Annotated in this window: 19 protein-coding genes, 1 pseudogene and 1 riboswitch; of the genes and pseudogenes, 10 read left to right on the forward strand and 10 right to left on the reverse strand. The window is 59.0% G+C overall.

Going from position 1 to position 25,870, the window contains the following annotated elements:
- Window positions 1-42: 42 nt before the first annotated feature.
- Window positions 43-1,056: an ABC transporter substrate-binding protein gene (locus DDT56_RS01110; RefSeq protein ID WP_210416951.1), complete on the forward strand. Its 1,014-nt coding sequence runs from the start codon at window positions 43-45 to the stop codon at window positions 1,054-1,056.
- A 72-nt stretch (window positions 1,057-1,128) separates the two neighbouring features.
- Here the strand turns inward: DDT56_RS01110 and atzF are convergent, their stop codons facing one another.
- The 7 genes from atzF to DDT56_RS01145 form a co-directional block, all read right to left on the reverse strand.
- The gene (gene atzF, locus DDT56_RS01115) at window positions 1,129-2,946 is read right to left on the reverse strand and encodes an allophanate hydrolase (protein WP_136164669.1); all 1,818 of its coding nucleotides are present in this window, start codon (window positions 2,944-2,946) and stop codon (window positions 1,129-1,131) included.
- A gap of 10 nt (window positions 2,947-2,956) precedes the next feature.
- Window positions 2,957-6,556 (reverse strand): urea carboxylase, encoded by a 3,600-nt coding sequence (uca, locus tag DDT56_RS01120; protein ID WP_136164670.1) that lies wholly within the window; start codon window positions 6,554-6,556, stop codon window positions 2,957-2,959.
- Between the two features lie 156 nt (window positions 6,557-6,712).
- Window positions 6,713-7,348 (reverse strand): urea amidolyase associated protein UAAP2, encoded by a 636-nt coding sequence (locus DDT56_RS01125; protein WP_136164671.1) that lies wholly within the window; start codon window positions 7,346-7,348, stop codon window positions 6,713-6,715.
- A gap of 11 nt (window positions 7,349-7,359) precedes the next feature.
- Window positions 7,360-8,088: an urea amidolyase associated protein UAAP1 gene (locus tag DDT56_RS01130; RefSeq protein WP_136164672.1), complete on the reverse strand. Its 729-nt coding sequence runs from the start codon at window positions 8,086-8,088 to the stop codon at window positions 7,360-7,362.
- A gap of 11 nt (window positions 8,089-8,099) precedes the next feature.
- Entirely contained in the window at window positions 8,100-8,894 is a 795-nt protein-coding gene (locus tag DDT56_RS01135) for an ATP-binding cassette domain-containing protein (RefSeq protein WP_136164673.1), read from the reverse strand.
- A complete protein-coding gene (locus DDT56_RS01140) occupies window positions 8,891-9,706 on the reverse strand; it encodes an ABC transporter permease (RefSeq protein WP_136164674.1) in 816 nt (271 codons plus the stop codon). Before DDT56_RS01140 ends, DDT56_RS01135 begins: the two co-directional genes overlap by 4 nt.
- 18 nt (window positions 9,707-9,724) lie before the next feature.
- Window positions 9,725-10,771, reverse strand: coding sequence for a putative urea ABC transporter substrate-binding protein (locus tag DDT56_RS01145; protein ID WP_136164675.1), 1,047 nt, complete (start codon window positions 10,769-10,771; stop codon window positions 9,725-9,727).
- A 66-nt stretch (window positions 10,772-10,837) separates the two neighbouring features.
- A riboswitch (guanidine-I (ykkC/yxkD leader) is annotated at window positions 10,838-10,938 on the reverse strand.
- 317 nt (window positions 10,939-11,255) lie between these two features.
- Here DDT56_RS01145 and DDT56_RS01150 point away from each other — a divergent pair.
- The 7 genes and pseudogenes from DDT56_RS01150 to DDT56_RS01180 all read left to right on the forward strand — a co-directional run bounded on the left by DDT56_RS01150 (window position 11,256) and on the right by DDT56_RS01180 (window position 19,712).
- Entirely contained in the window at window positions 11,256-11,906 is a 651-nt protein-coding gene (locus DDT56_RS01150) for a TetR/AcrR family transcriptional regulator (RefSeq protein ID WP_136164676.1), read from the forward strand.
- A gap of 437 nt (window positions 11,907-12,343) precedes the next feature.
- Window positions 12,344-13,747: an NAD(P)-dependent oxidoreductase gene (locus DDT56_RS01155; protein ID WP_136164677.1), complete on the forward strand. Its 1,404-nt coding sequence runs from the start codon at window positions 12,344-12,346 to the stop codon at window positions 13,745-13,747.
- Window positions 13,740-15,053 carry an NAD-dependent dihydropyrimidine dehydrogenase subunit PreA gene (gene preA, locus DDT56_RS01160; RefSeq protein ID WP_136164678.1) on the forward strand — a complete coding sequence of 438 codons (1,314 nt, stop codon included), beginning with the start codon at window positions 13,740-13,742 and terminating at the stop codon, window positions 15,051-15,053. Before DDT56_RS01155 ends, preA begins: the two co-directional genes overlap by 8 nt.
- A gap of 137 nt (window positions 15,054-15,190) precedes the next feature.
- The gene (gene hydA, locus DDT56_RS01165) at window positions 15,191-16,645 is read left to right on the forward strand and encodes a dihydropyrimidinase (protein WP_246856694.1); all 1,455 of its coding nucleotides are present in this window, start codon (window positions 15,191-15,193) and stop codon (window positions 16,643-16,645) included.
- 51 nt (window positions 16,646-16,696) lie between these two features.
- Window positions 16,697-17,968 (forward strand): annotated as a pseudogene (locus DDT56_RS01170) (Zn-dependent hydrolase); the annotation flags it as partial.
- An 881-nt stretch (window positions 17,969-18,849) separates the two neighbouring features.
- Window positions 18,850-19,086 carry a hypothetical protein gene (locus tag DDT56_RS01175; protein ID WP_136164679.1) on the forward strand — a complete coding sequence of 79 codons (237 nt, stop codon included), beginning with the start codon at window positions 18,850-18,852 and terminating at the stop codon, window positions 19,084-19,086.
- A complete protein-coding gene (locus DDT56_RS01180; RefSeq protein WP_136164680.1) occupies window positions 19,083-19,712 on the forward strand; it encodes an ETX/MTX2 family pore-forming toxin in 630 nt (209 codons plus the stop codon). Before DDT56_RS01175 ends, DDT56_RS01180 begins: the two co-directional genes overlap by 4 nt.
- Before the next feature lie 123 nt (window positions 19,713-19,835).
- Here DDT56_RS01180 and DDT56_RS25115 read toward each other — a convergent pair whose 3' ends face one another.
- Together DDT56_RS25115 and DDT56_RS01190 are read right to left on the reverse strand one after the other, a co-directional pair.
- On the reverse strand, window positions 19,836-20,036 hold the full coding sequence (locus DDT56_RS25115; protein ID WP_136164827.1) for an IS1 family transposase: 201 nt from the start codon (window positions 20,034-20,036) through the stop codon (window positions 19,836-19,838).
- A 62-nt stretch (window positions 20,037-20,098) separates the two neighbouring features.
- The gene (locus DDT56_RS01190; RefSeq protein WP_136164681.1) at window positions 20,099-21,355 is read right to left on the reverse strand and encodes a valine--pyruvate transaminase; all 1,257 of its coding nucleotides are present in this window, start codon (window positions 21,353-21,355) and stop codon (window positions 20,099-20,101) included.
- A gap of 374 nt (window positions 21,356-21,729) precedes the next feature.
- Here DDT56_RS01190 and DDT56_RS01195 point away from each other — a divergent pair, with 374 nt between their 5' ends.
- Together DDT56_RS01195 and DDT56_RS01200 are read left to right on the forward strand one after the other, a co-directional pair.
- Window positions 21,730-22,938 carry an aldose 1-epimerase family protein gene (locus DDT56_RS01195; RefSeq protein ID WP_136164682.1) on the forward strand — a complete coding sequence of 403 codons (1,209 nt, stop codon included), beginning with the start codon at window positions 21,730-21,732 and terminating at the stop codon, window positions 22,936-22,938.
- A 188-nt stretch (window positions 22,939-23,126) separates the two neighbouring features.
- Entirely contained in the window at window positions 23,127-24,197 is a 1,071-nt protein-coding gene (locus DDT56_RS01200) for a LacI family DNA-binding transcriptional regulator (RefSeq protein WP_136164683.1), read from the forward strand.
- A 124-nt stretch (window positions 24,198-24,321) separates the two neighbouring features.
- Here the strand turns inward: DDT56_RS01200 and DDT56_RS01205 are convergent, their stop codons facing one another.
- Window positions 24,322-25,605, reverse strand: a complete 1,284-nt coding sequence (locus DDT56_RS01205) for an MFS transporter (RefSeq protein ID WP_136164684.1) — start codon at window positions 25,603-25,605, stop codon at window positions 24,322-24,324.
- Window positions 25,606-25,870: the final 265 nt, after the last annotated feature.

A 25,870-nucleotide genomic window follows, 5' to 3' on the forward strand; every position in this document is an offset into this window, starting at 1 on the left:
CGTTCGTCGTTGTGTGTTCCACTTTACTCCGAGGATACTCAGATGAGAGATCGTTCCGCTTTTCGCACCTGTCTTATCGTGGCCGCCGCCACGCTGGCGCTTTCCCTGACCACCGGCGTCCGGGCTGCCGAGAAGGTCACCCTGCAGCTTAAATGGCTGCCGCAGTCCCAGTTCGCCGGCTACTACGTGGCGCAGGCGAAAGGCTATTACCAGGAGGCGGGGCTGGACGTCACCATCAAACCCGGCGGCACCGATATCTCCCCGGTGCAGGTTATCGCCGGCAAATCGGCGGACGTAATCGTCAACTGGATGCCGGATGCGCTGGCGGCGCGCGAGTCCGGGGTGCCGCTGGTGAATATCGCCCAGATCTTCGACCGTTCCGGCATGATGCTGACCTGCCGCAAATCGACGGGGATTAAAACCCCGACGGACTTGAAGGGCAAAACGCTGGGGGTGTGGTTCGGCGGCAACGAGTACCCCTTCTTCAACTGGATGCACAAGCTGGGCTACCAGCCGGATAAGGATATCAAGGTGTTGAAGCAGGGCTTTAACGTCGATCCGCTGCTACAAAATCAGGCGGCCTGCATTTCCACCATGAACTACAACGAATACTGGCAGCTGATCGACGCGGGAATGAAGCCGGACGAACTGATCTCCTTCCCCTATGAGGATCAGGGCGTCTCCACCCTGGAGGACGGCCTCTACGTGCTGGAATCCAGCCTGAAGGATCCGGCGTTCGTCGCCAAAATGGCGAAATTTCTGAAAGCGACCTACCGGGGCTGGAACGACGCGGTGAAGAACCCGGCCGAAGCGGCGGAGATCGTGGTGAATGAGGATATGTCCGGCTCGGCGACGTTAGAGGTACAGCAACGGCAGATGGAGAACGTCGCCAAGCTGATTACCAATGCCGACACGCCGAAAATCGGCTATCTGGAACCGGCGGCCTATCGGCGTACGGTGGAGGTGCTGCTGAGCGGCGGCGGCGCGTCGGTGATCAAAAAAGACCCCGGCGACGGCGCCATGACCCACGCGGTCTGGGACGCCGCGGCGCAATAACCGCTTGCTGCGCGCGCCCGTAAATCCGCGGTTTACGGGCCGTCCGCCATCCCTGAATTTAACCGTTGCCCTTTAGGCTCCCTGCCGCGCGCCGCCGTTCAGATAGGCGCGCCAGCCCTTCAGGTGGGTGATGTCCTGCGCGTCCCGCAAGCCGTATTGTTCACAGATAAAACCGGTTTCCCAACTGCCGTCGGACAGCTGAACTTTCCCCAGTCCCAGCGGCGCGGGGATCCCGGTGAGAAAGGAGCCGAGCTCCGCGCTGGGCAGTTCCCACACCTCGACCTCAATGGCGGCGCCGCCGTCATCCACGCGCACCATGCCGGGCCGCAGCGGCGGGCCGCCCGCCAGCGCATACAGCCGATAGTGCGGCGCGCTCTGCGTCGCCTGCAGCAGTCGGCCTCCGCGGCGTGTCAACTGCCCGTTTAAGGGCTGGCCTGAGAGATGCGCGCCGCACACCACCAGCCGGGCCCGGTCGTTGCGGGCAACGCGTTGCGGCGCCGTTTCGTTCGGCGTTTGCCCGCCGACCAGCGGCAGCGCCTGGTCGCGCTGCCACGCCGCGGCCAGGCTGAGCAGGTATTGATCGGTGAAGACGCGGCCGAACAGGGTCACGCCCCAGGGCAGGCCGTTGGCCTGGAACCCGGCGGGCAGCGCCACCGCCGCATAGTCAAGCATGTTCATAAAGTTGGTGTAGTAGCCGAGATCGGCATTGCGTTTGACCGGTTCGGCGTGCAGTTCGTCCAGCGTCACCGCGCGCGGATAGGTGGGAGTCAGGACGCACTCCACGTCGGCCATGGTGCGATCGCAAAGGGTTTTCAACGCCTGTAGCCGGTACTGGGCGCGAAAGGCATCCACGGCGCTGCGGCGGGGGGCTGCGGCGAGCACATCGCGGATCACCGGCAGCACGGCGTCCGGCTGGCGTTCGATAAGCTCGCCCGCCACGCTGTAACGCTCCGCCGTCCACGGCCCTTCATAAAGCAATTTGGCGGCTTCCAGGAACGGGGAAAAATCAATGTTGACCGGGGTGCCGCCCAGCGCTTTCAGGCGTTCAACCGCGGCGGCGAATAATGCCGGGCTTTCAGGACAGCCGAGAAATTCCAGCTTATCCGGCACGCCAAAGCGGAAGCCGGGGCGCGGCTGGCCGAAGGCGCCGGCGTCGTTCCATTGCGGATTGTCGCGGCTGTAGGCGTCGTCGGGATCTCGCCGGGCGATAAGCTCCAGCAGCTGGCTGGCCTCCGCGGCGCCGGCGGTGAAAAAGGTTACGCAGTCCAGCGTGCGGCAGGCGGGAACGACGCCGGCGGTGGAAATCAGTCCCTTGCTGGCTTTCAATCCGACCAGATTATTCAAGGCGGCGGGCACCCGCCCGCTACCCGCGGTGTCCGTTCCCAGCGCGAAACTGGCTAAACCGAGGGCCACCGCCAGCGCCGAGCCGGCGCTGGAGCCGCCCGCCGGATAGTCGGGGCGCACGCTGTTGCGGCACTCCCCATAGGGCGAGCGGGTGCCGTTGAGGCCGGTCGCAAACTGATCCAGATTGGTTTTCCCGACGGGGATGGCGCCGAGGGCGATCAGTTGCTCAACGATAGTGGCGCTTTTTTGCGGCACATAGGCATAGGCCGGACAGGCGGCGGTGGTGGGGATGCCCGCCAGATCGATATTGTCCTTGATGGCGAAGGGAATGCCGTACAGCGGCAGGGACGCCGGGGATTGCCGTTCCAGCGCCGCCAGATAGGGTTCCTGTTCGTCGGCGCTCAGCGGATGGATGAACAGGTGGAATTCAGGGTTGAGCGCGCTTGCCGCGGCGCGCAGCCGTTGCAGCAGCGCGCGCGGCGTCAATTGGCCTTGCCGGTAGGCGTCCTGCAGCGTATCCAGGCGCAGATCGAAAGTCGGTTGCATGGTATTTTCCTCACTCTTCTTCAATAACAATGACGCACTGCCCGGCGCTGACGGGCGATCCCGGCCGTACCCGCACTTCGCGCACCACCCCCGCGCAGGGGGCGGCGAGCGGGATTTCCATCTTCATGGACTCCAGCACCACCAGCGTGTCGCCTGGCGCGACCTGAGCGCCCACCGCCACCGCCACCTGCCATAGGTTGCCGGCGATCGGGCTTTCGACGCCATATTGGCCGGGCAGCAGGGGGGCGCTTTCCGGCGGTTGCGCGTGTTCGGCTTCGCCGTCGAGAGGCGCCCGATCGGCGTCGGCCCAGCGTAGCCGCTCGGCGTTGAACGCCGCCCGCTGCCGCCGGCGAAACGCGGCGATGCCGTCCGCCTCCCGTTCGAGAAATGCCTGATAGTCGGCCAGCGCCAGCTCGCCGTGTTCAATGCGCAGCGGATAGCGTCCCAGCGGGAAGTCGCGGCGAATTTGCAGCAGCTCGTCGGCGGAGACCGGATAGAAACGGATCTGATCGAAAAAGCGCAGCAGCCAGGGCTTGCCGTCGAACGCCGCCACGTCCCGGTAGCGGTTCCACATTTGCAGGGTGCGGCCGACAAACTGATAGCCGCCGGGCCCTTCCATGCCGTACACGCACATATAGGCCCCGCCGATGCCCACCGAGTTTTCCGCCGTCCAGGTGCGCGCCGGATTGTATTTGGTGGTGACCAGACGATGGCGCGGATCGATCGGCGTGGCGACGGGCGCGCCCAGATAGACGTCGCCCAGCCCCATCACCAGATAGCTGGCGGCGAACACCAGGCGGTGGACGTCGTCCAGATCGTTCAGGTCGTTGATGCGGCGGATAAACTCCAGATTGCTCGGGCACCACGGCGCGTCCTTGCGCACCGTGGTCATGTATTTCTCGATCGCCAACTGGCAGGCGGGGTCATCCCAGGAGAGCGGCAGGTACAGGATACGCGAAGGGACGCGCAAATCCTGTTTTTCAGCGACCTTTTGCCACAGGTCGGCCACCCTGCGCAGCAGCTGCGGCAGCGGCAGCGTTTCCGGGCGATAGTGGATTTGCAGCGAGCGGATCCCCGGGGTGATATCGATAATGCCGTCAATGTCGTCCGCCTGCAGCATTTGCATCAGCACGTGGCCGCGCAGGCGCAACGCCAGATCCAACTCCGGTTCGCCCAGCTCCAGCAGCAGATAGGTATCGCCGCTGAGGCGGGCCGCCAGCCGCCGGTCGCCCCGTCCGCAGTCGAGCACCACCGGGGATTGCAGCGGGTGCGGTCGCCAATCGAACGCCTGCGCCCGCAATTCGGCATATTCCGTTTTGCGCGCCACGGCCAGCGCCCGCGCCGTTTCAATGCTGACCGGGGTAAAGCGCACCTTGTCGCCGGCCTTGAGCTGGCCGAGTTGCCACAGGTCGGCCTCGATGACGGTGACCGGACAGACGAAGCCGCCCAGGCTCGGACCGTCCGGGCCGAGGATCACCGGCATATCCCCGGTGAAATCCACGGCGCCGACGGCGTAAGGATTGTCATGGATATTGGAGGGATGCAATCCCGCCTCGCCGCCGCTCTCCCGCGCCCATTCCGGTTTCGGGCCGATCAGGCGCACGCCGGTACGGCTGGAGTTGAAGTGGACTTGCCACTCGGTGGCGAAAAAACGGTCGATATAGCCGGGCGTGAAATACTCGGGGGCGCCGTGCGGGCCATAAATGACCCGCATTTCGCGCACCGCGGGCAGCGTGGCGATCAGGTCGTCGGGCAGCCGCGCGCCGCCGGCGTCGTCACGCAGCGCGGGCAGATGCAGCACGTCGCCCGCGCGCAGCGCGCGACCGGCATGGCCGCCGAACTGTCCCAGCGTAAAGGTGCTTTTGCTGCCTAAATAATCGGGTACTTGAACGCCGCCCCGCAGGCACAGATAGCTGCGTGCGCCCGCCCCGGTAATCGTGCCCAGCCGCAGGGTGGCGCCCGCCGGGATGATGAAGGCGGCGTTCATCGGCTGCGGCCGTCCGTCCAGCTGTATCGGCAGTTCGGCCCCGGTCACCGCGGCGACGGCGGCGGTATTGAAGCGCAGGGCGGGGCCGCTCATGGTCACTTCCAGCGCCGCCATGCCCGCGTCGTTGCCCAGCAGGCGGTTTCCCAGACAGAGCGAGCGGCTATCCATCGGCCCGGAGGGCGGAACCCCCACGGCCCAGTAACCGATACGTCCGGGATAATCCTGCACCGTGGTTTGCGTGCCGGCGGCCAACACCTCGAACGTACTGGCCTGATAAACCAGCGTTTCCAGACAGCGGGTCCAGGGCCGTCCGCTGGCGAATGGCGTATCCTTCAGGATCTGGCGCAGATAATCGCGGTTGGTTTCCACCCCGTAGAGCGCCGTATCGGCCAGCGCCCGATCGAGGGCGGTTAAGGCCTCTTGCCGGTCGGGGGCCCAGGCGATCAGTTTGGCTATCATCGGGTCGAAATAGGGCGGGATCTCACATCCCGCTTCGACCCAGGTATCGATGCGCAGCGATCTACCCTCGGCGTGAGGGAAGCCGACCGCCGTCAGCAGCCCAGGGCTGGGCTGAAAGTTGCGCCCCGGATCTTCGGCGTACAGCCGGGCCTGAATCGCATGGCCCCGCGGCGCCAGGCTCCGCGGCAGCTCGGCCAGCGGCGGCAGTTCCCCCGCGGCCAGTTGCAGCATCCAGCGCACCAGATCCACGCCCCACACCTGTTCGGTAACGCCGTGTTCAACCTGCAGGCGGGTATTGACCTCAAGAAAATAAAAGCGTTCGTCCTGGCCGTCGTAGATGAACTCGACCGTACCCGCGCTGCGGTAGTCGACCGCCCGGGCCAGCTTGACCGCCGCGTCGCACAGCGCTTTATCCATTCCGGCCGGCAGGTTCGGCGCAGGCGTTTCTTCCAGCACCTTCTGGTTACGCCGCTGTACCGAACAGTCGCGTACGCCCAGCGCCAGCACCTCTCCGCCGCCGTCGCCGAAAATCTGTACCTCCAGGTGACGGGCGCGTTCGATATACTTTTCGACGAATACCCCGGCATCGCTGAAATTGTTCTGCCCCAGACGGCGAACGCTGTCGAAAGCCTCCGACAGTTCGTCGGCGCGCCGGCATACGCGCATGCCGATGCCGCCGCCGCCCGCGGTGCTTTTCAGCATCACCGGGTAGCCAATGGCGCTCGCCGCCGCCAGCGCGGCGTCCGCATCTTCCAGCAATGCCGACCCCTCCAGCAGGGGAATGCGCTGAGCCTTCGCCAGCGCGCGGGCGGTATGTTTAAGGCCGAATACGCGCAGCTGTTGCGGCGTGGGGCCGATAAAGGCGATCCCGGCGGCTTCACAGGCTTCGGCGAAGGCGGCGTTTTCCGACAGGAAACCGTAGCCGGGGTGAATGGCGTCGGCCCCGGTTTTTCTGGCCGCGTCGAGGATCTTATCCACCATCAGATAGGTTTGCGCCGCGGGGCCGTCTCCCAGGCTGACCGCGACGTCCGCCTGCCGGACATGCAGACTGGCGGCGTCGGCTTCTGAATAGACCGCCACGCCCGGCACGTTCAGGTCGCGCAGGGTGCGTAAAATACGGCAGGCGATGGCGCCGCGATTGGCAATCAATACGTTTTCAAACATGTGAAACGCTCTCGGAAATGGGCAGGTCGTCCTGCTTCTGCTGTTCTGCGCCAGGGTCGTCCGCGGCGCGGATGCCGAGGCATCAGGCTCCGTGGCGCGCCGTGGCGGTTATCGCGCTGTTTGGTCCGCGTCGCCGGGCGGTTGATTTTCGCCTCGTCACGACCATATCAGCACCTCCGCCGGGGTGGGGTTCCAGCCGTTGCAGGGGTTATTGAGCTGCGGGCAATTGGAGATCAGTACGATGACGTCGGTCTCCGCCCGCAGTTCGACGTATTTTCCCGGCGCCGAGATGCCGTCTTCGAAGGTCAGTCCCCCCTCGGGCGTGACCGGGACATTCATGAAGAAGTTGATATTGGCGCCGATGTCTCTCTTATCCAGACGGCCGTCGTGCAGGCAGGCGCACAGGAAGTTGTCGCGGCAGCTGTGCATATAGCGTTTATCCAGCGCATAACGCACCGTGTTGCTCTCCTGGGCGCAGGCGCCGCCGAGCGTATCGTGCCGGCCGCAGGTGTCGGCGACGATGGTCAGCAGCGGGTTGCCGAGATTGGAATAGAGTACGCTGCCGGTGGTCAGATAGACGTTGTTCTGACGGCGCAGCGTGCGCTGCGGATCGTAGCGCTCCCGCGGGTCGGCGGCGCGGTAAAACAGCGTATCGACGGCCTGGTTGCCTTCCAGATCGAGCAGGCGCAGCGTTTGGCCTGTTTTAACTTCGAACAGATAGGGTTCGCCCGCCGGGATCACATGACGCGACAGCGCCTGTTCCGGCTGAAGGTGGCTGGTGGTTAAGCTCATCGTATTATCCCTCACAGGTATTGGCGTTCAGTGTTATGCAGGGCGCGGGCGTTTTCCGCGCGCGAATGCCGGCAAAGTTCGGTGATGCCGTCGCCGTTTGGCCGCAGCCAATTCAGTCGCACGGGTTTGGGGGAATAGCGCGGATTGGGGTCCATAGGGTGCTGGAGCGCGGTGAGTATCACCAGCGTATCCATCGGCGCGTAGAGTTCGACGTAGTCCCCGGCCTTGGCATTACCCGGCTGGAAGTGGAAGCCGCCGTTTTCATCCACCGTCACCTTGCTGAACAGGTTGACGACCATCAGCAGGTCCTGCAGATTCAGGTTCCATTTCCCCATCTCCACCAGCAGGTTATCCACGCCGTTGCGATGGAAGGCGTTGCGCTGTTCCTGATAGCGTCCCGGACCGTATTTCTCCTCGACTTCCTGTGCGTTGAGCACCCCGCCGAAGCTGTCGTGCCAGCCGCAGGTGTCGGCGGTGACGGCGGCCAGCACCCGGCCCATATCCGAATAGAGACAGTGGCCGACGGTGAGTTTCGCCGTGTGCTGGCCTTTCAGGGTATCGGGCAGATTAAGCCGTTCGCTGGGCTGGGCCGCATTCAGCAGCATCAGGCTGACATTGGCGTCGCCCTCGATATCGGTGATGCGCAGCAGTTGGCCGCGGCGCAGGACAAACGAGGCGTGCCCGCCGCCGGGGACGGTTTCTTCATATAAAGCAGACTGTAAAATCAATGGGTTGGTCATGGCTAAAGTCCTTATAAGTGATCGGTCGCCGGCGCCGGGGCGATGTGCGGCGGCAGCGTGGCAAGGGCGCGGCGCGCGGCAAGGCGATCGGCGTTCAGGGGAATGTCGTAGGTCACGCGCGCGCCGTAGGCGTTCGGCGCCTGGGGGTCGAGCCGAACCTTGTCGAACACCAGCAGCCGGGTGCCGAGATTGAAACCTTCCGACAGGTCGTGGGTGACCATAAAGGCGGTGAGGCGGGTTTCCTGCCACAGCGCCAGCAGCAGCTGGTGCATATCTTTGCGAATGCCGGGGTCGAGCGCGCCGAACGGTTCATCCAGCAGCAGAATGCGCGGACGCATGATGAACGCCTGCGCAATGGCCAGGCGCTGTTGCATACCGCCGGACAGCTGGCCGGGGTATTTATCCAGCGCCTGTCCCAGCCCTACCCGCTGCAGCAGATGCGTCGCCTCTTCCCTGGCCCGGCGCTTGCGGCGTCCGAAGAAGCGGCCGGTGACGCGGGCATGCAGCAGCTCCGGGCCGATGACCACGTTGTCCAGCACGTTCAGGTGCGGGAAGACCGAGTAACGCTGAAACACCACGCCCCGGCTGGCGTCGGGCTCATCCGCCAGCGGCTTGCCTTCCAGCAGCAGGCTGCCCCGGCTCGGTTTTTCCTGCCCCAGCAGCAAGCGTAGAAACGTCGACTTGCCGCACCCGGATGCGCCCACCATGGTGCAGAATTCCCCTTCCTTGATGGAGAGGTTCAGGCGTTCCAGTACCACGTGGTCGCCGTACTCCTGCCAGATATTGTTGATTTGAATAAAACTCATCCTTTTTCCCCCTCGGACCAGGGGAAAAAGTAGCGGTTGAGACGTCTTAAGGCGTAGTCCATCAGCCAGGCCAGCAGCGTGATCCACACCACGTAAGGCAGGATCACGTCCATGGCCATATAGCGGCGCACCAGGAATATCCGATAACCCAGGCCCGCGGTGGCTGAAATGGCCTCGGCGGAGATCAGGAACAGCCAGGCGGAGCCCAGCATCAGGCGCAGTGAAACCAGCAGCCGCGACAGCAACTGGGGCAGCACCACCCTGAGCACCAGCGTCCAGCTATTGGCGCCCAGCGTTTGCGCCTTGATCAACAGTTCGGGAGGGATTTCGCGGGCGCGCTGTTCGAGATCGCGCGCCAGTACCGGCGTGATGCCGATAACGATCAGCATCACTTTCGACAGCTCATCCAGGCCGAAAACGATAAACAGAATCGGCAGTATCGCCAGCGGCGGGATCATCGACAGCACGGTCATCAGCGGGGAGAGCGACGCCCTGAACAGCGGGAATACTCCGGCGGCGATGCCGAGGCACAGCCCCGCCAGCGAGGCGACGCCCAGTCCGATCGCCAGCCGGCTCAGACTGGCCGCGGTGTCCGCCCACAGGAGATATTCGCCGCTGCGTCTGTCGGCGGTAAAGGCGACGCGTTCTATCGCCTCGACCATCTGCGCGGCGCTGGGCAGCAGCTTGTCGCTGGGATTGTCCGCCAGCCGGACGGCCGAACTGGTGAAATAGAGGGCGATCAGCAGCACAAACGGCAGCAGCATAAGCAGCAGCCGTCCGCCGAGACCCGGATGACGATTGATTAAACGCATGGTCATTCCCCGCGGTGGTTAGAGTTGCCCTTCGGCGGCCATCTGGGCAAAGGTGGCGTCAAAGCGCAGTTTCACGTTGTTTTTGTCGCCGATAATCGCCCCGCCGGGGAAGGCCATCCCCACCGCGTCGGCGCTGCGCGCGCCCTCGCCGAGCAGCCCTTTTTCATAGGAAAAATTCGCTACCCGCTGCATGGTTTTCGGCAGCTCGGCGCTGGTGACGAACCGTACGGCGTCAGCGGGCGCATGGAATAAATGGGTGGTTTTGAGCTGGGCCTGGTAGCCCGGCAGATCGGTTCCGGAAGCGCGCGCCATGGCTTCAAGCGCGGCGTTATCTCCCGCTTGCATCAGCGCCATGATTTCAAACCAGGCGCCGGTCAGGGCCTTGCCCAGCGCCGGGTTGTCGTTAAGCGTTTGGGTATTGACGACCAGCAGATCGATGATTTCTCCGGGGATCTGGCTGGAGCTGAACACTTCGGTGACGTTAGGGACGGCTTTGATGGCGGAAAGCTGCGGGTTCCAGGCGCCGGCGGCCTGCACGCCGCCGGTATTGAACGCGGCGACGATATCGGCGTCGGAGGTATTCACCACTTTGACATCTTTTTCCGCCAGCCCGGCCTTTTCCAGCCCGCGCACCAGCAAATAGTGGGAAACGGAGAGTTCGGGAAGATTGATATTCAGTCCTTTCAGATCGGACAGCGTCTTGTTTTCGCCCTTTATGACGATGCCGTCATTGCCGTCGGAAAAGCTGCCGGCGAGCAGGGCGGTGGTATCGACCCCGCCCGCCGCGGGCATGGTCAGCACGTCCATATTGGTCATGGTGCAGCCATCGAACTGGCCGGCGGTGTACTGGTTGATTGACTCCACATAGTCATTAAGCTGGGTGACTTTGATATCAATACCGTATTTTTTGGCCCACTTATCGATAATTCCTTCGGTGCTGATATAGCCCCACGGCATCCAGCCCGCATAGATCGTCCAGCAGACGTTAAAGCTCTTTTTCGTTTCGGCGGCGGCGGAAAAGCTCAGCAGGGTCAGGAGGCAGGCGGTAAGGAAAGACTTTCTCATCAGGGTATCTCCAGTCAGGTTTACGGGGGCAGGAGCAGCAAAATACCTAGAGGTTTTAGGTTTGCTGTCTCCCGGGCTTTTGTCCCGCCGTGTAACCTCGCTGGAGGTCGCCAGCTCTCGGACCAGTCATTCACCCGCGGTGAACCGGAACCCTAGCCAGCCATTATTTAGTGCGCTCAGTCGTGTTAGTACTGTGCTGCCCTGTTTACTGGTTTAAGCAAGATATATACCAATTTATAAATAAATTAAAAACAAAGAGTTAAGTCCTGGTCCCTGCTAAAAAGACCCTAAAAGAGTGCGCTTAAATCGCCGTCTGCCCGAAAAGAGGGCAATTCTCCCTAAATGACCGTCTCTTGCGCCGGCTCGGGAAGACGGGTGGGGTAAAGGTTGTCGCAGGCGCGCTTCTTTTTATCGATCCTGGCGCGTGTCTTGCACCTGATAAATCGGGTAAGGTTGTGGGTGAACCCTGGGAGGGAAACTGCCGATGTTAAAACAAGCGCTGGCCGATGAATCGGAAGCGGCAAAAGGCCGTATCCGGCTGGATAATGAAGCGGCGATCCTGCTGGCGGCGGAGCATGTGTTCGCCCGGTTTGGCTTTAAGGGCGCCACCATGGCCTTGATCGCCGAGCAGGCGGATTTGCCCAAAGCCAATCTTCACTACTATTTCGGCCACAAGCGGAACCTCTATTTACGCGTGCTGGATGACATTTTGCATGACTGGCTGGCGCCGCTGGAGCATTTTCTGCCGCAGGCCGATCCGCGCGCGGTGATTGAGCAGTATGTGCGGCAAAAGATGGTGCTGGCTTTTGAGCGCCCCTATGCCTCGAAGCTATTCGCCAATGAGATCCTGCAGGGCGCGCCGATGGTGCATGAGCTATTGCAAACGCAGCTGCACGATTTGGTCGCCAGCAAGGCCGCGGTGGTGGATGGCTGGGTCGCGCAGGGGCTGCTGCTGCCGCTGGACAGCAAACACTTCTTTTTCTCTATCTGGGCGATCACCCAGACCTATGCGGATTTTGATATCCAGATCGCCGCGGTGCTCGGCGAGGCGTCCCGCGCGCCGGATGTGCGGCAGCGGGCCGTCGCCCATGTGCTGACCAGCGTATTTAGAATGTGCGGCCTTACGGATAAATAGCGGCGTTCAGCCGTCATCACGCCGCCGCCGGCGACGTTGCAAAACGTTTCCCGGCGTTTATTTTCCTTATTCCTGCTTTCTTCTCCCTCTCTTCGCCGCCAGGCCCACTATTGGCGCAATCATCGTTCATCTTGGAGACACTTGCACCGAAAAGAGGCGCAAAATCCGCCATCGTGAAAGCTTATGGCCGATTAACGCCTTGTTTTTAGCGCAATTGATGGCCGGCAAAAAAATGGCACATAAATCGCATGGTTAGAAGGGAAAACTTAACCATTTGGTCAAGATCTTTGGAAGGTGTGGCGCCACCGGACTTTTCCTTTATTCGACGTTAGCGGGAGAACAATGATGAGCCAGCGAAAGCAAAACGACACGGGCGGGCGGTTAAGCGGTTTACCGGCGCGCGGCCCTGATGCTGACCAACCAGAGGAGCATGCCGCATGAAAACGTCACTACCGCTCGGCGTCGATGCCGCGGGTATTCAGGCCGGGCGCCTAAGCGAGGCGCAGTACGCGGACAACTTTAGCGACAGCGTGGCGCCGCTGGGCAAAATTCAGGCGGTGATTGAGGCGGAGCGTTGCTACTACTGCTACGACGCGCCCTGTACCCGTTCCTGTCCGGCGGATATCGACGTGCCGAGCTTTATTCATCGCATCGCGCAGGACAACGTACGCGGCGCGGCGCAGGCCATTCTGAGCGAAAACGTGCTGGGCGGCATGTGCGCCAGGGTGTGTCCCACCGAAACCCTGTGCGAACAGGCCTGCGTGCGTAATCAGCAGGACGGCAGGCCGGTACGCATCGGTCTGCTGCAGCGTTACGCCACCGACGCCTATCTCTCCAATCCGGGAACGCCGCTGTTTAGCCGGGCGACGTCCAGCGGCAAAAAAGTGGCGGTGGTGGGCGCGGGCCCGGCGGGATTAACGGCGGCGCACCGGCTGGCGTGTCACGGTCATCACGTCGTGGTGTTCGACGCCCGGGAAAAACCGGGCGGGCTGAATGAGTATGGTCTGGCCGCCTACAAGACCACGGATGATTTCGCCCAGCGCGAAATTGCCTGGCTGCTGTCCATCGGCGGCATCGAACTGCGTCTTAACCACCGTCTGGGACAAGACATCACGCTGGATGCGCTGCGCGCCGATTATGACGCGGTTTTCCTCGCCATGGGGCTGGGCGGCGTCAACGCGTTGGGTATTGAGGACGCGCCGCTGCAAGGCGTGCGCGAAGCGGTCGATTTTATCGCCGAGCTGCGCCAGGCGCCCCATCCCGCCGCGGTGGCGATAGGCCGCAGCGTGGTGGTGATTGGCGGCGGCATGACCGCCGTCGACGCCGCGGTGCAGGCCAAAAAGCTGGGCGCCCGCGAAGTCACCATGGTGTATCGCCGCGGCGCCGCGGATATGAAAGCCTCGCCCCATGAGCAGGAATGGGCGAAAGCCAATGGCGTCGTTATCCGCCACTGGGCGGCCCCGCAGGCGCTCCACGCCGCGGACGGCCGCGTCGCGGCGGTTTCTTTTACGGTTATGCAGGCGCGGTCGGGGGCGCTGGTCGCCAGCGGGGAAACGTTCCGGCTGCCGGCCGATATGGTGCTCAAAGCCATCGGCCAGACCTATGACGCCGGCCTGACCGGCGCCGCGATTGCGCTGCAAGACGGACGTATCGCCACCGATGAGCAGGGGCGCACGTCGTTGCCCGGCGTATGGGCCGGGGGCGACTGCTGCGCCGGCGGGCTGGATCTGACGGTGGACGCGGTACGGCAGGGCAAAGCGGCGGCGGCGTCGATAGACGCGCAGCTGCGCCCCGTTGCCCGTCACTCTTCACTGACCGAGCGGGAGGTTTTGCATGGCTGATATCAGCAGTAACTTTTTAGGGATTAAAAGCCCCAATCCTTTCTGGCTGGCCTCCGCCCCGCCGACGGACAAAGAGTACAACGTGGTGCGGGCGTTTGAAGCCGGCTGGGGCGGGGTAGTGTGGAAAACCCTGGGGCAGGATCCGCACGTGGTGAACGTCAACGGCCCGCGCTACAGCACCCTGCGCACCGCCGATCGCCGCATAATCGGCCTGAATAATATCGAGCTGATTACCGACCGGTCGCTGGATACCAACCTGGAAGAGATCGCCCGCGTCAAGCGCAACTGGCCGGACCGGGCGATGATCGTTTCCATTATGGTGCCCTGCGAGGAGGAGGCCTGGAAAAGCATTCTGCCGCTGGTGGAGCAGACCGGGGCGGACGGCATCGAACTGAACTTCGGCTGTCCGCACGGCATGAGCGAGCGGGGCATGGGGGCGGCGGTGGGCCAGGTGCCGGAATATATCGCCATGGTCACCCGCTGGTGCAAGCAGTATTGCCGCCTGCCGACGATCGTCAAGCTGACGCCGAATATCGCCGATATTCGCCAACCGGCGCGGGCGGCCTTGCAGGGCGGCGCTGACGCGGTGTCGCTGATCAACACCATCAACTCGGTGATGGGGGTGGATCTGGAACAGATGACCATCCACCCCAATACCGGCGGCAAAGGGTCGCACGGCGGCTACTGCGGCCCGGCGGTGAAGCCTATCGCGCTGAATATGGTGGCGGAAATCGCCCGCGACGAACCGACGCGCGCGTTGCCGATGTCCGGCATCGGCGGCATCGCCACCTGGCGCGACGCCGCCGAGTTTATTGCGCTGGGCTGCGGCACGGTGCAGGTGTGCACCGCGGTGATGGTGCACGGTTTTCAGATTGTGCGCGACATGGTGAGCGGCCTGTCCAACTTTATGGATGAGCAGGGTTACCGCACGCTGGAGGACTTCCGCGGGCGCGCCGTCGGCAGCGTCAGCGACTGGCGTTATCTCAACCTTAATCATATCGACAAGGCGGTGATCGATCAGTCGGCGTGCATTAAATGCGGGCGCTGTCACCTGGCCTGTGAGGATACCTCGCACCAGGCGATCACCAGTCTGAAAGAGGGGGAACGCCATTACGAGGTCAAGGAAGAGGAGTGCGTCGGCTGCAACCTGTGCGTCTCCATCTGTCCGGTTGAAAACTGCATTTCCATGCGCAGCCTGCAACCGGGAGAAGTGGATTTGCGTACCGGCAAGGTGGTGAGCGGGGAGTACGCCAACTGGACGACGCACCCGAATAATCCGCTGGCGGTAACGGCCGGAACCGTCTGAGTCGGCCTACCCCACCCCATCCCTCCCCTTCGCAGGGGAGGGAGCAAGTTAGCTCCTCCCCCTGGCAAGGGGGAGGCCGGGAGGGGGCATTAGCGGCACCGCGCCTAACTTTATTAGCCAGCAATAACGAGGGGAACATGATGAGCCATAACCTGTTAATCAAAGGCGGTACGGTCGTCAATGCCGATCGGGAGTTTCGTGCCGACGTGCTCTGCGCCGACGGCGTTATCGTGGCGGTGGGCGAAGATGCCGCCCGCGACGCGCCCGCCGGAACCGAGGTGATCGACGCCGGCGGGCAGTACGTGATGCCGGGCGGCATCGACCCGCATACCCATATGAATTTCCCCTTTATGGGAACGGTCACGGTGGATGATTTCTACAGCGGAACGGCGGCGGGACTGGCGGGCGGCACTACCACCATTATCGATTTCGTTATCCCCAATCCGCAGCAGCCGCTGATGGAGGCTTATCGCAACTGGCGCGGCTGGGCGGAAAAGGCGGCGTCCGACTACAGTTTCCACGTCGCCATCACCTGGTGGGATGAGAGCGTCCACCGGGATATGGGCACGCTGGTGCGGGAAGAGGGCGTCAACAGCTTCAAGCACTTTATGGCCTATAAAAACGCCATCATGTGCGACGACGAGACGCTGATGAACAGCTTTCGCCGCTCGCTGGAACTGGGGGCGATGCCCACGGTGCATGCGGAAAACGGCGAAATGGTTTACCTGCTGCAGCAGGAAATGGTCAGCCGCGGCATCACCGGGCCGGAAGGGCACCCGCTGTCGCGCCCGCCGGAGGTGGAAGGCGAGGCCGCCAGCCGGGCGATTTCCATCGCCAACGTGCTGGGCGTGCCCATTTATGTGGTTCACGTTTCCTGTAGCGAGTCGGCGCAGGCCATCGCCCGCGCCCGGGCGCGCGGCCAGCGGGTTTACGGTGAAGTGCTGGCCGGTCACCTGGTGGTGGACGACAGCGTGTACCGCGATGCGGATTTCAATAAAGCGGCCGCCCATGTGATGAGTCCGCCGTTTCGCCCCAAAGGCCATCAGGAGGCGCTGTGGCGCGGATTACAGTCCGGCCAGTTGCACACCACCGCCACCGACCACTGTACCTTCTGCACCAGCCAGAAGGCCGCGGGCAGCGATAACTTCACCAAAATTCCCAACGGCTGCGGCGGCGTGGAGGAGCGTCTGGCGGTTATCTGGGACGCCGGCGTCAATAGCGGACGCCTGACGCCCAGCGAGTTCGTCGCCATTACCTCCGCCAATACCGCCCGCCTGTTCAATATCTATCCCCGTAAAGGCCGGGTTTCGGTAGGTGCCGACGCCGATCTGGTGGTGTGGGATCCCCAGGGCAGCAAAACCCTGTCCGCCAAAACGCATCACTCGAAAAATGATTTCAACGTCTTTGAAGGCCGCACGGTGCGCGGCATTCCACGATATACGGTCAGCCAGGGGAAACTGGTGTGGGCCGACGGCGATCTGCGCGCGCAGCAAGGGGCGGGCCGCTATATCAAACGCCCGGCATTCAGCGCGGATTTCAGCGCCGGCGCCCTGCGGGAAAGCCTGCAGGCGCCGAAAGCCGTGGCGCGTTAAAGAACCTACCCGACAGTAAGACGGTGACGTCCACCCATGAGGAAATCTGTTATGAATAGCGAAGTGTTATCCGCAACAAAAAATAAAATCGATATCGCCGATCTGCGCGTTGACGGCGATCGCCTGTGGCAGTCGCTGATGGATTTGGCGGTGATCGGCGCTACGCCCAAAGGCGGCGTATGCCGCCTGACCCTGACGGACCTGGATCGTCAGGGGCGCGATCTGGTGGTGGGCTGGGGGAAAGCCGCCGGGCTGTCGGTTGAAATCGACAAGATCGGCAACGTGTTTATGCGTCGTCCCGGGCGCAATAACGCCCTGCCGCCAATAGTGGCGGGCAGCCATATCGATACCCAGCCGACCGGCGGGAAATTCGACGGCAACTTTGGCGTGCTGGCGGCGCTGGAAGTGATCCGCACGCTGAACGACAATAAAATCGAAACCGACGCGCCGGTGGAAATGGTGTTCTGGACCAATGAGGAAGGGTCGCGCTTTGTGCCGGTGATGATGGGCTCCGGCGTCTTTGCCGGCGTATTCCCGCTGGAGTATGCCTATGCCGCGCAGGACGTGGACGGTAAAAGCGTGGGGGATGAACTGAAGAAAATCGGCTATGCCGGTGCGCAAACGCCGGGCGACCACCCCATCGGCGCCTACTTTGAAGCGCATATCGAGCAGGGGCCGATTCTGGAAGATCGGGACGTTGACATCGGCGTGGTGCAGGCGGTGCTGGGGATTCGCTGGTATGACTGTGTGGTCACCGGGATGGAGTCTCACGCCGGGCCGACGCCGATGGCGCTGCGCAAGGACGCGTTGCAGGTTTCCACCCGCGTCATGCAGGAGGTTATCGCCATTGCCGACCGCTTTGCGCCGCACGGCCGCGGTACGGTGGGCATGGTGCAGGTCCACCCCAACAGCCGCAACGTGGTGCCGGGCAGCGTGAAGTTTTCCGTCGATTTCCGCAACCTTACCGATGCGCTGGTGGATGAGATGGATGCGGCGCTGAAAGCCTATATCGCCGCGCTGAGCGCGGAAACCGGGCTGGATATTCAACTGACCCAGGTATCGCAGTATCGCGCCGCGCCGTTCCATCCGCACTGCAAAGACGCCGTGCGCCGGGCCGCCGATCTGCTGGGCTATTCCAATATCGACATCGTTTCCGGCGCGGGGCACGACGCGGTGTATGTCGCCGATCTGGCGCCGACGGGGATGATTTTTATTCCCTGTAAAGACGGCATCAGCCATAACGAGATTGAGTATTCATCACCCGGGCAGGTGACGGCCGGTGCGAACGTGTTGCTGCACGCGGTGCTGGAGACCGCCGGCGTGGTGGGGCGGGGAAATTATCCCGACCTTTCTCTTGGTACGCCGGGTATGGCGTATGGCGCCTTGACGGGCGCTGTTCGTTGACTGTGCTGGTCATATGACTTGGAGGTGAAAGTCCTCTACACACCCGGCAAGGGGAAGTGTTAGCCGAACGGCAAGGATGCCCATCGTGAGGCGGAAGCTGAAGGCAAAATGCTGGCCTGACGATGCTGTTCTTGCAGTCATTATCGGTGCAAACACCGCTGAACCACTCTTTTCCTCGGTCGCCAATCATAATTCTGTGGTCTTTGGCGAAAAAATCGCTATATTCCTTTCTGGTTATCACCCCTGCGATTCTTTTATTAACAATGAGATTATAATTTCTGATAAATTCGTTCTGCTTATTGATAACGATTTTTTCCGTCCAGTTTGGTATTTAGCGGGTACTTTACCATATTGGCAACATTGTTCTTCCCTTCCTCGGCTATGTTTTTTTAAGTTATCAAAGAAATCACGAAACATAATTCATTACCATAACAGAAAAACAAGATAAAAGTTACATTTTACCTCAATCTATAGTTCGAAGGCATCACCATGCATTTTAATAATTGCATTTTACAATGGTAGACATATTTAATTATTACCTTTATCAAGTAAAGTTTAAATATCAAAAAAATAAATATTAATTATTATCTAAATCTATCTACGTCAAAATTTCACCTATACTGATGAATGTTCATTTTGGTGGGAATGCATTAAATCAAACTCAATCATTTTAGTCTCTGCCAGTGAGGAAAATGAGAGCATGATAGTGCGAGTACTACTTAGTATCGAAATGAAAAGAAAGCAGTCTAATTATATATGTTAAAGTAAAACTACGCTCTATTAATCAAGGAATATTATTTATGTCAATAAAAGTTAATATTATTGCGTCACCTGAGAGTAATCAAACTGTGGCTACAGCTGTAGGAGACGATATTGCTGTTATTAGCAATGAAGAAAGAAGCACTTTTCAGTTAAACGATCAACAACTAAAGAACGCTGTTGAAGTTTATTTTGGAAAAAAGCCTAACGACGCATATCTATGTAGCCCTACGCCCTGGAACGATTATATAAAACCTACGGTTGGCAGCAAGTTATGAGAACCTTACAGCCGGTAAGCTCAAGGATCTTAAGCCAAAATTCAACACCCGAAATTGTTATGGACCAGGTTTTTGCTAATAATAGTTCCGTCTCTGGTGTTTATAATGTAAAAATTTCTCAGAGTGTTCAGAATACCGTAAAATCCAGTTGGAACACTGGAGGAAAGTTATCGGTAGGTCAGAAAGTTCAGTATGGCATATCCTTCCTGGGAACAGGGGGTAAGGGTGAATCATCTATATCTTATGAACAGTCATGGGGCATCGGTGGTGAAAACTCTAAAACTATAACTTTGGGAACAGAGTCTGGTGTACAAGTTACACTACAGCCAGGTCAGGCAATTATAGCTGAGCTGGTCGCTTCCAGAGGAACGATGAGAGTTCAGGTAGATTATCGGGCGTCTCTTTCCGGACAAAGTGCGGTTAATTATAATCCTGTATACAAAGATCACCATTTTTGGGGGCTCCCCATCACCCAAATTATGAGAAGCTCAAATATAAATAACGCGATAGTTTCATCTGAAATAATTGAGATCGGATTCTACGCTAATTCACAAATTATTCTTCGAGATAAGAAGACTGGCGAATCTTTCAGAACGTTTAATCTTTTTGATGAGCACACCGACTAATATAAATTATATGTCATGTGATTAATTATCCTCCCCTGTCACTTTGTGTTCAAAGAGGGAGGGTAATTTATTATGTTGAAGGTTTAAGTTGCATAAATTTATTGAACGCCCATGATTATAAAATCACAGTATTTGACGCCGCTCAATTTTTAGAAACCTTTCACCCACTTCAATCGAACAAGAGAAGCAAACCGTTTCCCTTGTCAGCCAGTTAATATATGTCCACAGATTGAGATTATGCCGCTCCATTCGTTGTGTGAGAATTTTCCCCACAATGTGTTTTTTCTGGCAAAGCGCTGGAGAGCGTGAAGGCCACCTGTGGATGTTGAACTATCCGGGTTGCTGAGACTGCACCCAGATAGTTTGTTAGCACGGAGTTGGGTGACTTAGCGCCTGCCTTCCCGCATCGCCTTCTCAACCTCTTCCGCCAGAATGGCGATGCCGCGCTCAATGCTCTCCGGCTCCGGTACGTAGTTCATTCGCAGGCACTGATGCGCATGCGGCCAGGTCTGATCCAGCCCGGGGAAGAAATAGCGGCCGGGCACCATCAGCACGCCGCGTTTCTTCAGCCGCTGGTACAGCACTTCGGTGGTGACGGGTAAATCCTTAAACCATAACCACAGGAAAATGGCGCCTTCCGGCTTATGGATCAGACACTGCTCCGGCGACAGATAGCGCCGGATGGTGGCTATCGTTTCCGTTACGCGCCGTTGATAGAAGGGGCGCACAACCTCATCGGACAGGCGCAGCAAATCGCCGCGTCGAATCATCTCGCAGGCAATCGCCGGCCCGATCGCGCCCGGCGACAGGCTGATGATGCCGTTCATATTGCCGATGGCGGAAATCACCTTCTCGTCGGCTATAACAATACCGCAGCGCGAACCGGGCAGCCCCAGCTTGGACAGGCTCATGCACAGAATAATGTTCGGGTTCCACAGCGGCGTCGCCTCGCTGAAAATAATGCCGGGGAAGGGAACGCCGTAGGCATTATCAATCAGCAGCGGGACGTTGTGCTGCTGCGCCAGAATATCCAGACGCATCAGCTCTTCGTCGGTCAGTACATTGCCGGTGGGGTTGGTGGGGCGGGAAACGCAGATCAGTCCGATATCGTCGGTAATCGACAGGTGGTCAAAGTCGACGTGATATTTAAACTGCCCGTCCGCCAATAGCTCAATCTGCGGGCGAACGGAAACAAACATGTTTTCATCCAGCCCGGCATCCGCGTAACCGATATATTCCGGCGCCAGCGGGAACAGCACCTTGCGCAGGCTGCTATCGGCATGGCGTCCGGCAAAGAGATTGAATAAGTAGAAAAATGCGCTCTGACTGCCGTTTGTCAGTGCAATATTCTGTGGTCCAATCTGCCAGCCAAACTCCTCGCGCAGCAGCTCGGCCAGAGCGCCGAGCAGGGCGTCTTTACCCTGCGGGCCGTCGTAATTGCATAAGGCGTCGGTTAATTTTCCCTGTTCCAGCATTTCCTGGCAGAGCTGCCGGAAATAGGCGTCCATCGCCGGAATGTGCGCCGGATTGCCGCCCCCCAGCATGATTGCCCCTGGCGTGCGAAGCCCCTCGTTCAGGTCATCCATTAGCTGGGTAATGCCCGCATGGCGGGTAAATTTGTTGCCGAAAAGAGAAAAATTCATAGTTTGTCAATTGATGGTATTACATGAATGAACGGCAACCATAGCGTTTGCGCCGCTATGGCGCAATGCGGCGCAAAGTTAATCGAATATCTATTGTTCTGCTCTGTTGTTATTTGGCGGAATAAAATGCTGATGGCGGATCGGGGTTAACTCACTCGTGTAAAGCTGAATCGATATCAACTTTAACCGATCCGTACGTTATTATTTTGTAATAAACATTACTTTTTCTAACGTTATTGTGATCTACATAGAAAAAATTCATTGGCAAAATGCTATTTCCTCAACTGTTGATGGGTATCACATTCTGAAGCCGTACTGATTTGTAGTCTTGGTCGCGTAATAGCTAAATCAATTCAGCAAAAAGGAACGACGAGATGAAAAAAGTACTGGCACTGGGCATTTCATTAGCGCTGACTTCATGGCAATTATCGGCTCAGACATTTGTGCTGACGGATGCTGAAGGCGGCGTGGAGCAAGGGAACTGGCAGATTGGCAGCGATGCGCTGAAGATTAAGGATCAGCACTTCAGCATCGAGCAAAGCGTACTGCGCGGCGGGCGTCAGGAAGGCAGTAAAATCATCACCATCACCAGCCAGAACGGGTTGAAAATCGTACTTAGCCCGACGCGCGGCATGAATTTGCTGCACGTCACCGGAAAAGACATTCGTCTGGGGTGGGATTCTCCGGTCGACGAGGTGGTGAACCCGAATACCATCAATCTGGAAAGCCGCGGCGGCGTGGGCTGGCTGGAAGGTTTCAATGAAATGATGGTGCGCTGCGGCTTTGAATGGACCGGCCATCCGGTGGTCGATAACGGCATGATTTACACCCTGCACGGTCGCGCTGGCAATACGCCCGCCTCGAAAGTGGTGGTGGACGTCAGCGAGAAAGCGCCTTATCAGATCACCGTGCGCGGTCTGCTGAAGGAGAACAGCTTCAAGAAATCGAACCTGGAAACCTGGACCGAGCTGCGTTACATCCCCGGCAGCGAGTCGTTTACCGTGCATGACGTGTTGACCAATCAAGCCGACTATGCGCGCGATTACCAGATTATTTATCACAGCAATTTCAGCACGCCGATTCTGGAACAGGGCGCGCGCTTTGTCGCGCCGGTGAAAGAAATCTCTCCGTTTAACGACTACGCCAAAGCGGGCCTGAAGGAGTGGCAAACCTATCAGGGACCGACCAAGGACTTTGACGAAATGGTCTTTAACCTGACGCCGTATGCGGACAAGCAGGGGAAAACCCTGGCGGCGCTGGTTAACCGCGCCGGCGATAAAGGGGTCTCGATTGAGTTTGATACCCGTCAACTGCCGGTGCTGACGCTGTGGAAAAACACCGATACGCTAAAACAGGGCTACGTTACCGGCATTGAACCGGGCACCAGCTACGCCTATCCGGTGACCATTGAGCGCGAACAAGGGCGGGTAAAACAGCTGCAGCCGGGACAGAGCACGGAGTTTGAGCTGACCTACAGCCTGCTGAGCAGCACGGATGCGGTGCAGAAAACGGAACAAAAAGTGAAAGCGATTCAGGGCGACAACAAAACCACGCTGACGGAGAAGCCGATAGCCGTTGAGTAGCCGTTAGGACGCCTGAGGTGGCTCTATACCGCTTTGTCCGTCGCCGGGCAAAGCGGTTTCTTTATTTCGGTACAGTATGATTTCTTCACCACATGACAAAAAATGAACATTTCCTTTCCTGAGCCGGTGAGTCAGGTTAGCATTCGAGGCATGTTGCTCTGTGCTTACTCTTTATTTATCCGATGATTATGAAAAAGAGACCCGCTTCAACGCCTGGCGATAACCATTCCAAAAACGATCCGACTTATCGGCGCGTACGACTTGAAGATATCGCGGCAAGATGCGGTACCTCCCTCAGTACCGTTTCGCGCGCGTTGTCCGGCGATAAAGGGGTCAGCGCGGAACTGAGAAACAAGATTCAGGAGATGGCGCGCGCGGTGCGCTACACCCCGGCGCAGGAGATCGGCGGCAGCAAAATCGTTCTGGCGGCTTCCCAGGTGGCGATGCTTGATTATCACCGCTATCAGTTTAGCTGGTATGTGCTACAGGGGCTCAAAGAGCGCGCCAAAATGCTCGGCATAGAAATTATTACCCATCCTTTGTCGGAGGCGGGCGCATCGCAGTTGTCGGCGTTAATGGCGGATCCTTCGATTGGCGGCCTGCTGGCGTTAACCGTCGACGATCTGGCGATCCTGAATACCGTGGTGAGTCTGAATAAACCGGCGGTGCTGGTGAACAGTGACGATCCGCTGATGCGCTTGTCCAGCGTATTGCCCTGTAACCGTTCGGCCACGCGGCTGGCCGCCGATTATCTGGTGCAACAGGGGCATCGCAATATTGTTTTCCTGACGCACCCAGGGCGCAGAACCATCGAGCAGCGTTTGGAAGGCTGGCGCGACGCCATGCTGCACTATCATTTGCCGTGCGATGCAACGCAGGTGATTACGGTGGCCGACTGGCTGCCGGAGCTGGCCGAGCAGGCGGTGATGGACTACATCCAGCGGCAGCAAACGGCGTTCAGCGCGATTTTATGCGCCAATGATAGTTTGGCGATTGGTGCGATCGGCGCGCTGAATAAGCTGGGGATTAACGTTCCCGATGATATTTCCGTCATGGGCATGGACGATCTGCCGCAGGCCGAATTCACGCAGCCTGAGCTGACGACGGTGCATCTGCCGGTGCAGGAAATCGGTGTGATTGCGCTGGAGCTATTGCAAGACATGATCGCCGGGACGGTACAAATCCCCCGGCGAGTCGAATTGGCCTGTTCGCTGATTGAACGTCAGTCGGTGGCGAAAAAGTCCCCGGCTTCCACTTGAATAATCCCTCTGGAGCGCCTATCTCCCGCGATCGAACGGCATCATGGCGCGATCAACGCCGCTAACCTGCCAGAGCCGCCCATCAACAACTGGAAAGCGGCTGCACGACAGGGAACGGGGGGCGTTAATCGAATTTGGCGCGATCCATTTTCGGCACCAGCAGTAAGTACATCACGCACCAGGCCAGCAAGTACGCCACTGCACCAATCGCGAACAATCCCCAATAATTGCCGGATTGTTCCAGCACCGCGCCGATAATCGTCGAAAACACCACGCTGCCGATCATACCGAAGGTGCTGCCGATACCCACCACCGACCCTACCGCCGCATTGGGAAAGAGATCGGAAACGCTGGTCAGCAGGTTGGCGGACCATCCCTGATGCGCCGCGGCGGCAAGCCCGACGATGGCGACGGCGGCCCACAGGCTCTCCACCTGCGTCGCGCCGATAATCGGGATAACGGCGCAGGCGCAAATAAACATGGTTGTTTTACGCGCTTTGGCCGCGCTGAATCCCTTTCTCATCAACATGCCGGGGAGCCATCCCGCGCCCAGGCTGCCCACAATCGCAAACAGATAAATCGCGATGAGCGGCAGTCCCAGGCTGGCCATATCGATATCGCGCGTTTCGTTCAACCACTTAGGCAGCCAGAACAGGAAAAACCACCAGATCGGGTCGGTCAGCATTTTCCCCAGCGCAAATGCCCAGAGCTGTCGATATCCCAGCAGTTTCGACCATTTAACCGAGTTGGCGGAAACAACCTCTTCTTTATCCTGGCGGATCCAGGCCTGCTCCTGCGCGTCGGCTTTGTCTTCGGGTTTGCCGAAATATAAATACCAGGGGATAAGCCAGATAAAACCGATGCCGCCGAGGATCAGGAAAGCGCCTTGCCAGCTGTAGTTAATCGCCACCCAGGGAATAATGGCGGGGGAAATCACCACGGCGACGTTAACCGCAACCCCGAGGATACCGGTTGCCAGCGTGCGTTCCTGTTTGGGGTGCCAGGCGGAAATGGCTTTCATCGCGGCGGGAAAGTTTGCCGCTTCACCGAACCCAAGCAGCACGCGCACCATGGCGAATCCGGCCACCGACCCCACGGCGGCGTGCAGCATGGCGGCGCCGCTCCAGATAATCATCGCCGCCGCATAGCTGATTTTGGTGCCGATTTTATCAATAATTCGGCCGCAGACTAAGGTGCCGATACCATAGGCGATGGTGAATGCATTAACCAGCCAGCTATATTCTATCTGCGTCCAACCAATTTCTTTTTGCAATATCGGGGCCAATAAACCGAGAACCTGTCTGTCCATGTAATTGACTGTCGTGGCAAATACCAACATCGAACAGATAAACCAACGATAATTTCCCTTGGGTGTCTGACCTTTTATTTCTATATTATTTGTTCCCATAAAATTCTCCTTATTGCTTACTTAAATACAACTGGAGTATGAAAAATCAGTAAAGATTTGTTTTTTCGATGCGCAGGATGAAAAGTATCCCCCGAAATAAAAATTATTATTTCGGGAAAGTCACCTTAAGCAAATTATTTTTTAATCCTGTGTATTTTACGCACAGTGATTAAATAGACGGGCGTTAATTGTTATTGGTTGTTTTCATAATATTCTCCTGGCCGTGATATCTTATAAGATATACAGTGAAAATAGATTCGGTAAT

This window comes from Brenneria corticis, assembly GCF_003115855.1.
GTDB classification, from domain to species: Bacteria; Pseudomonadota; Gammaproteobacteria; order Enterobacterales; family Enterobacteriaceae; genus Brenneria; species Brenneria corticis.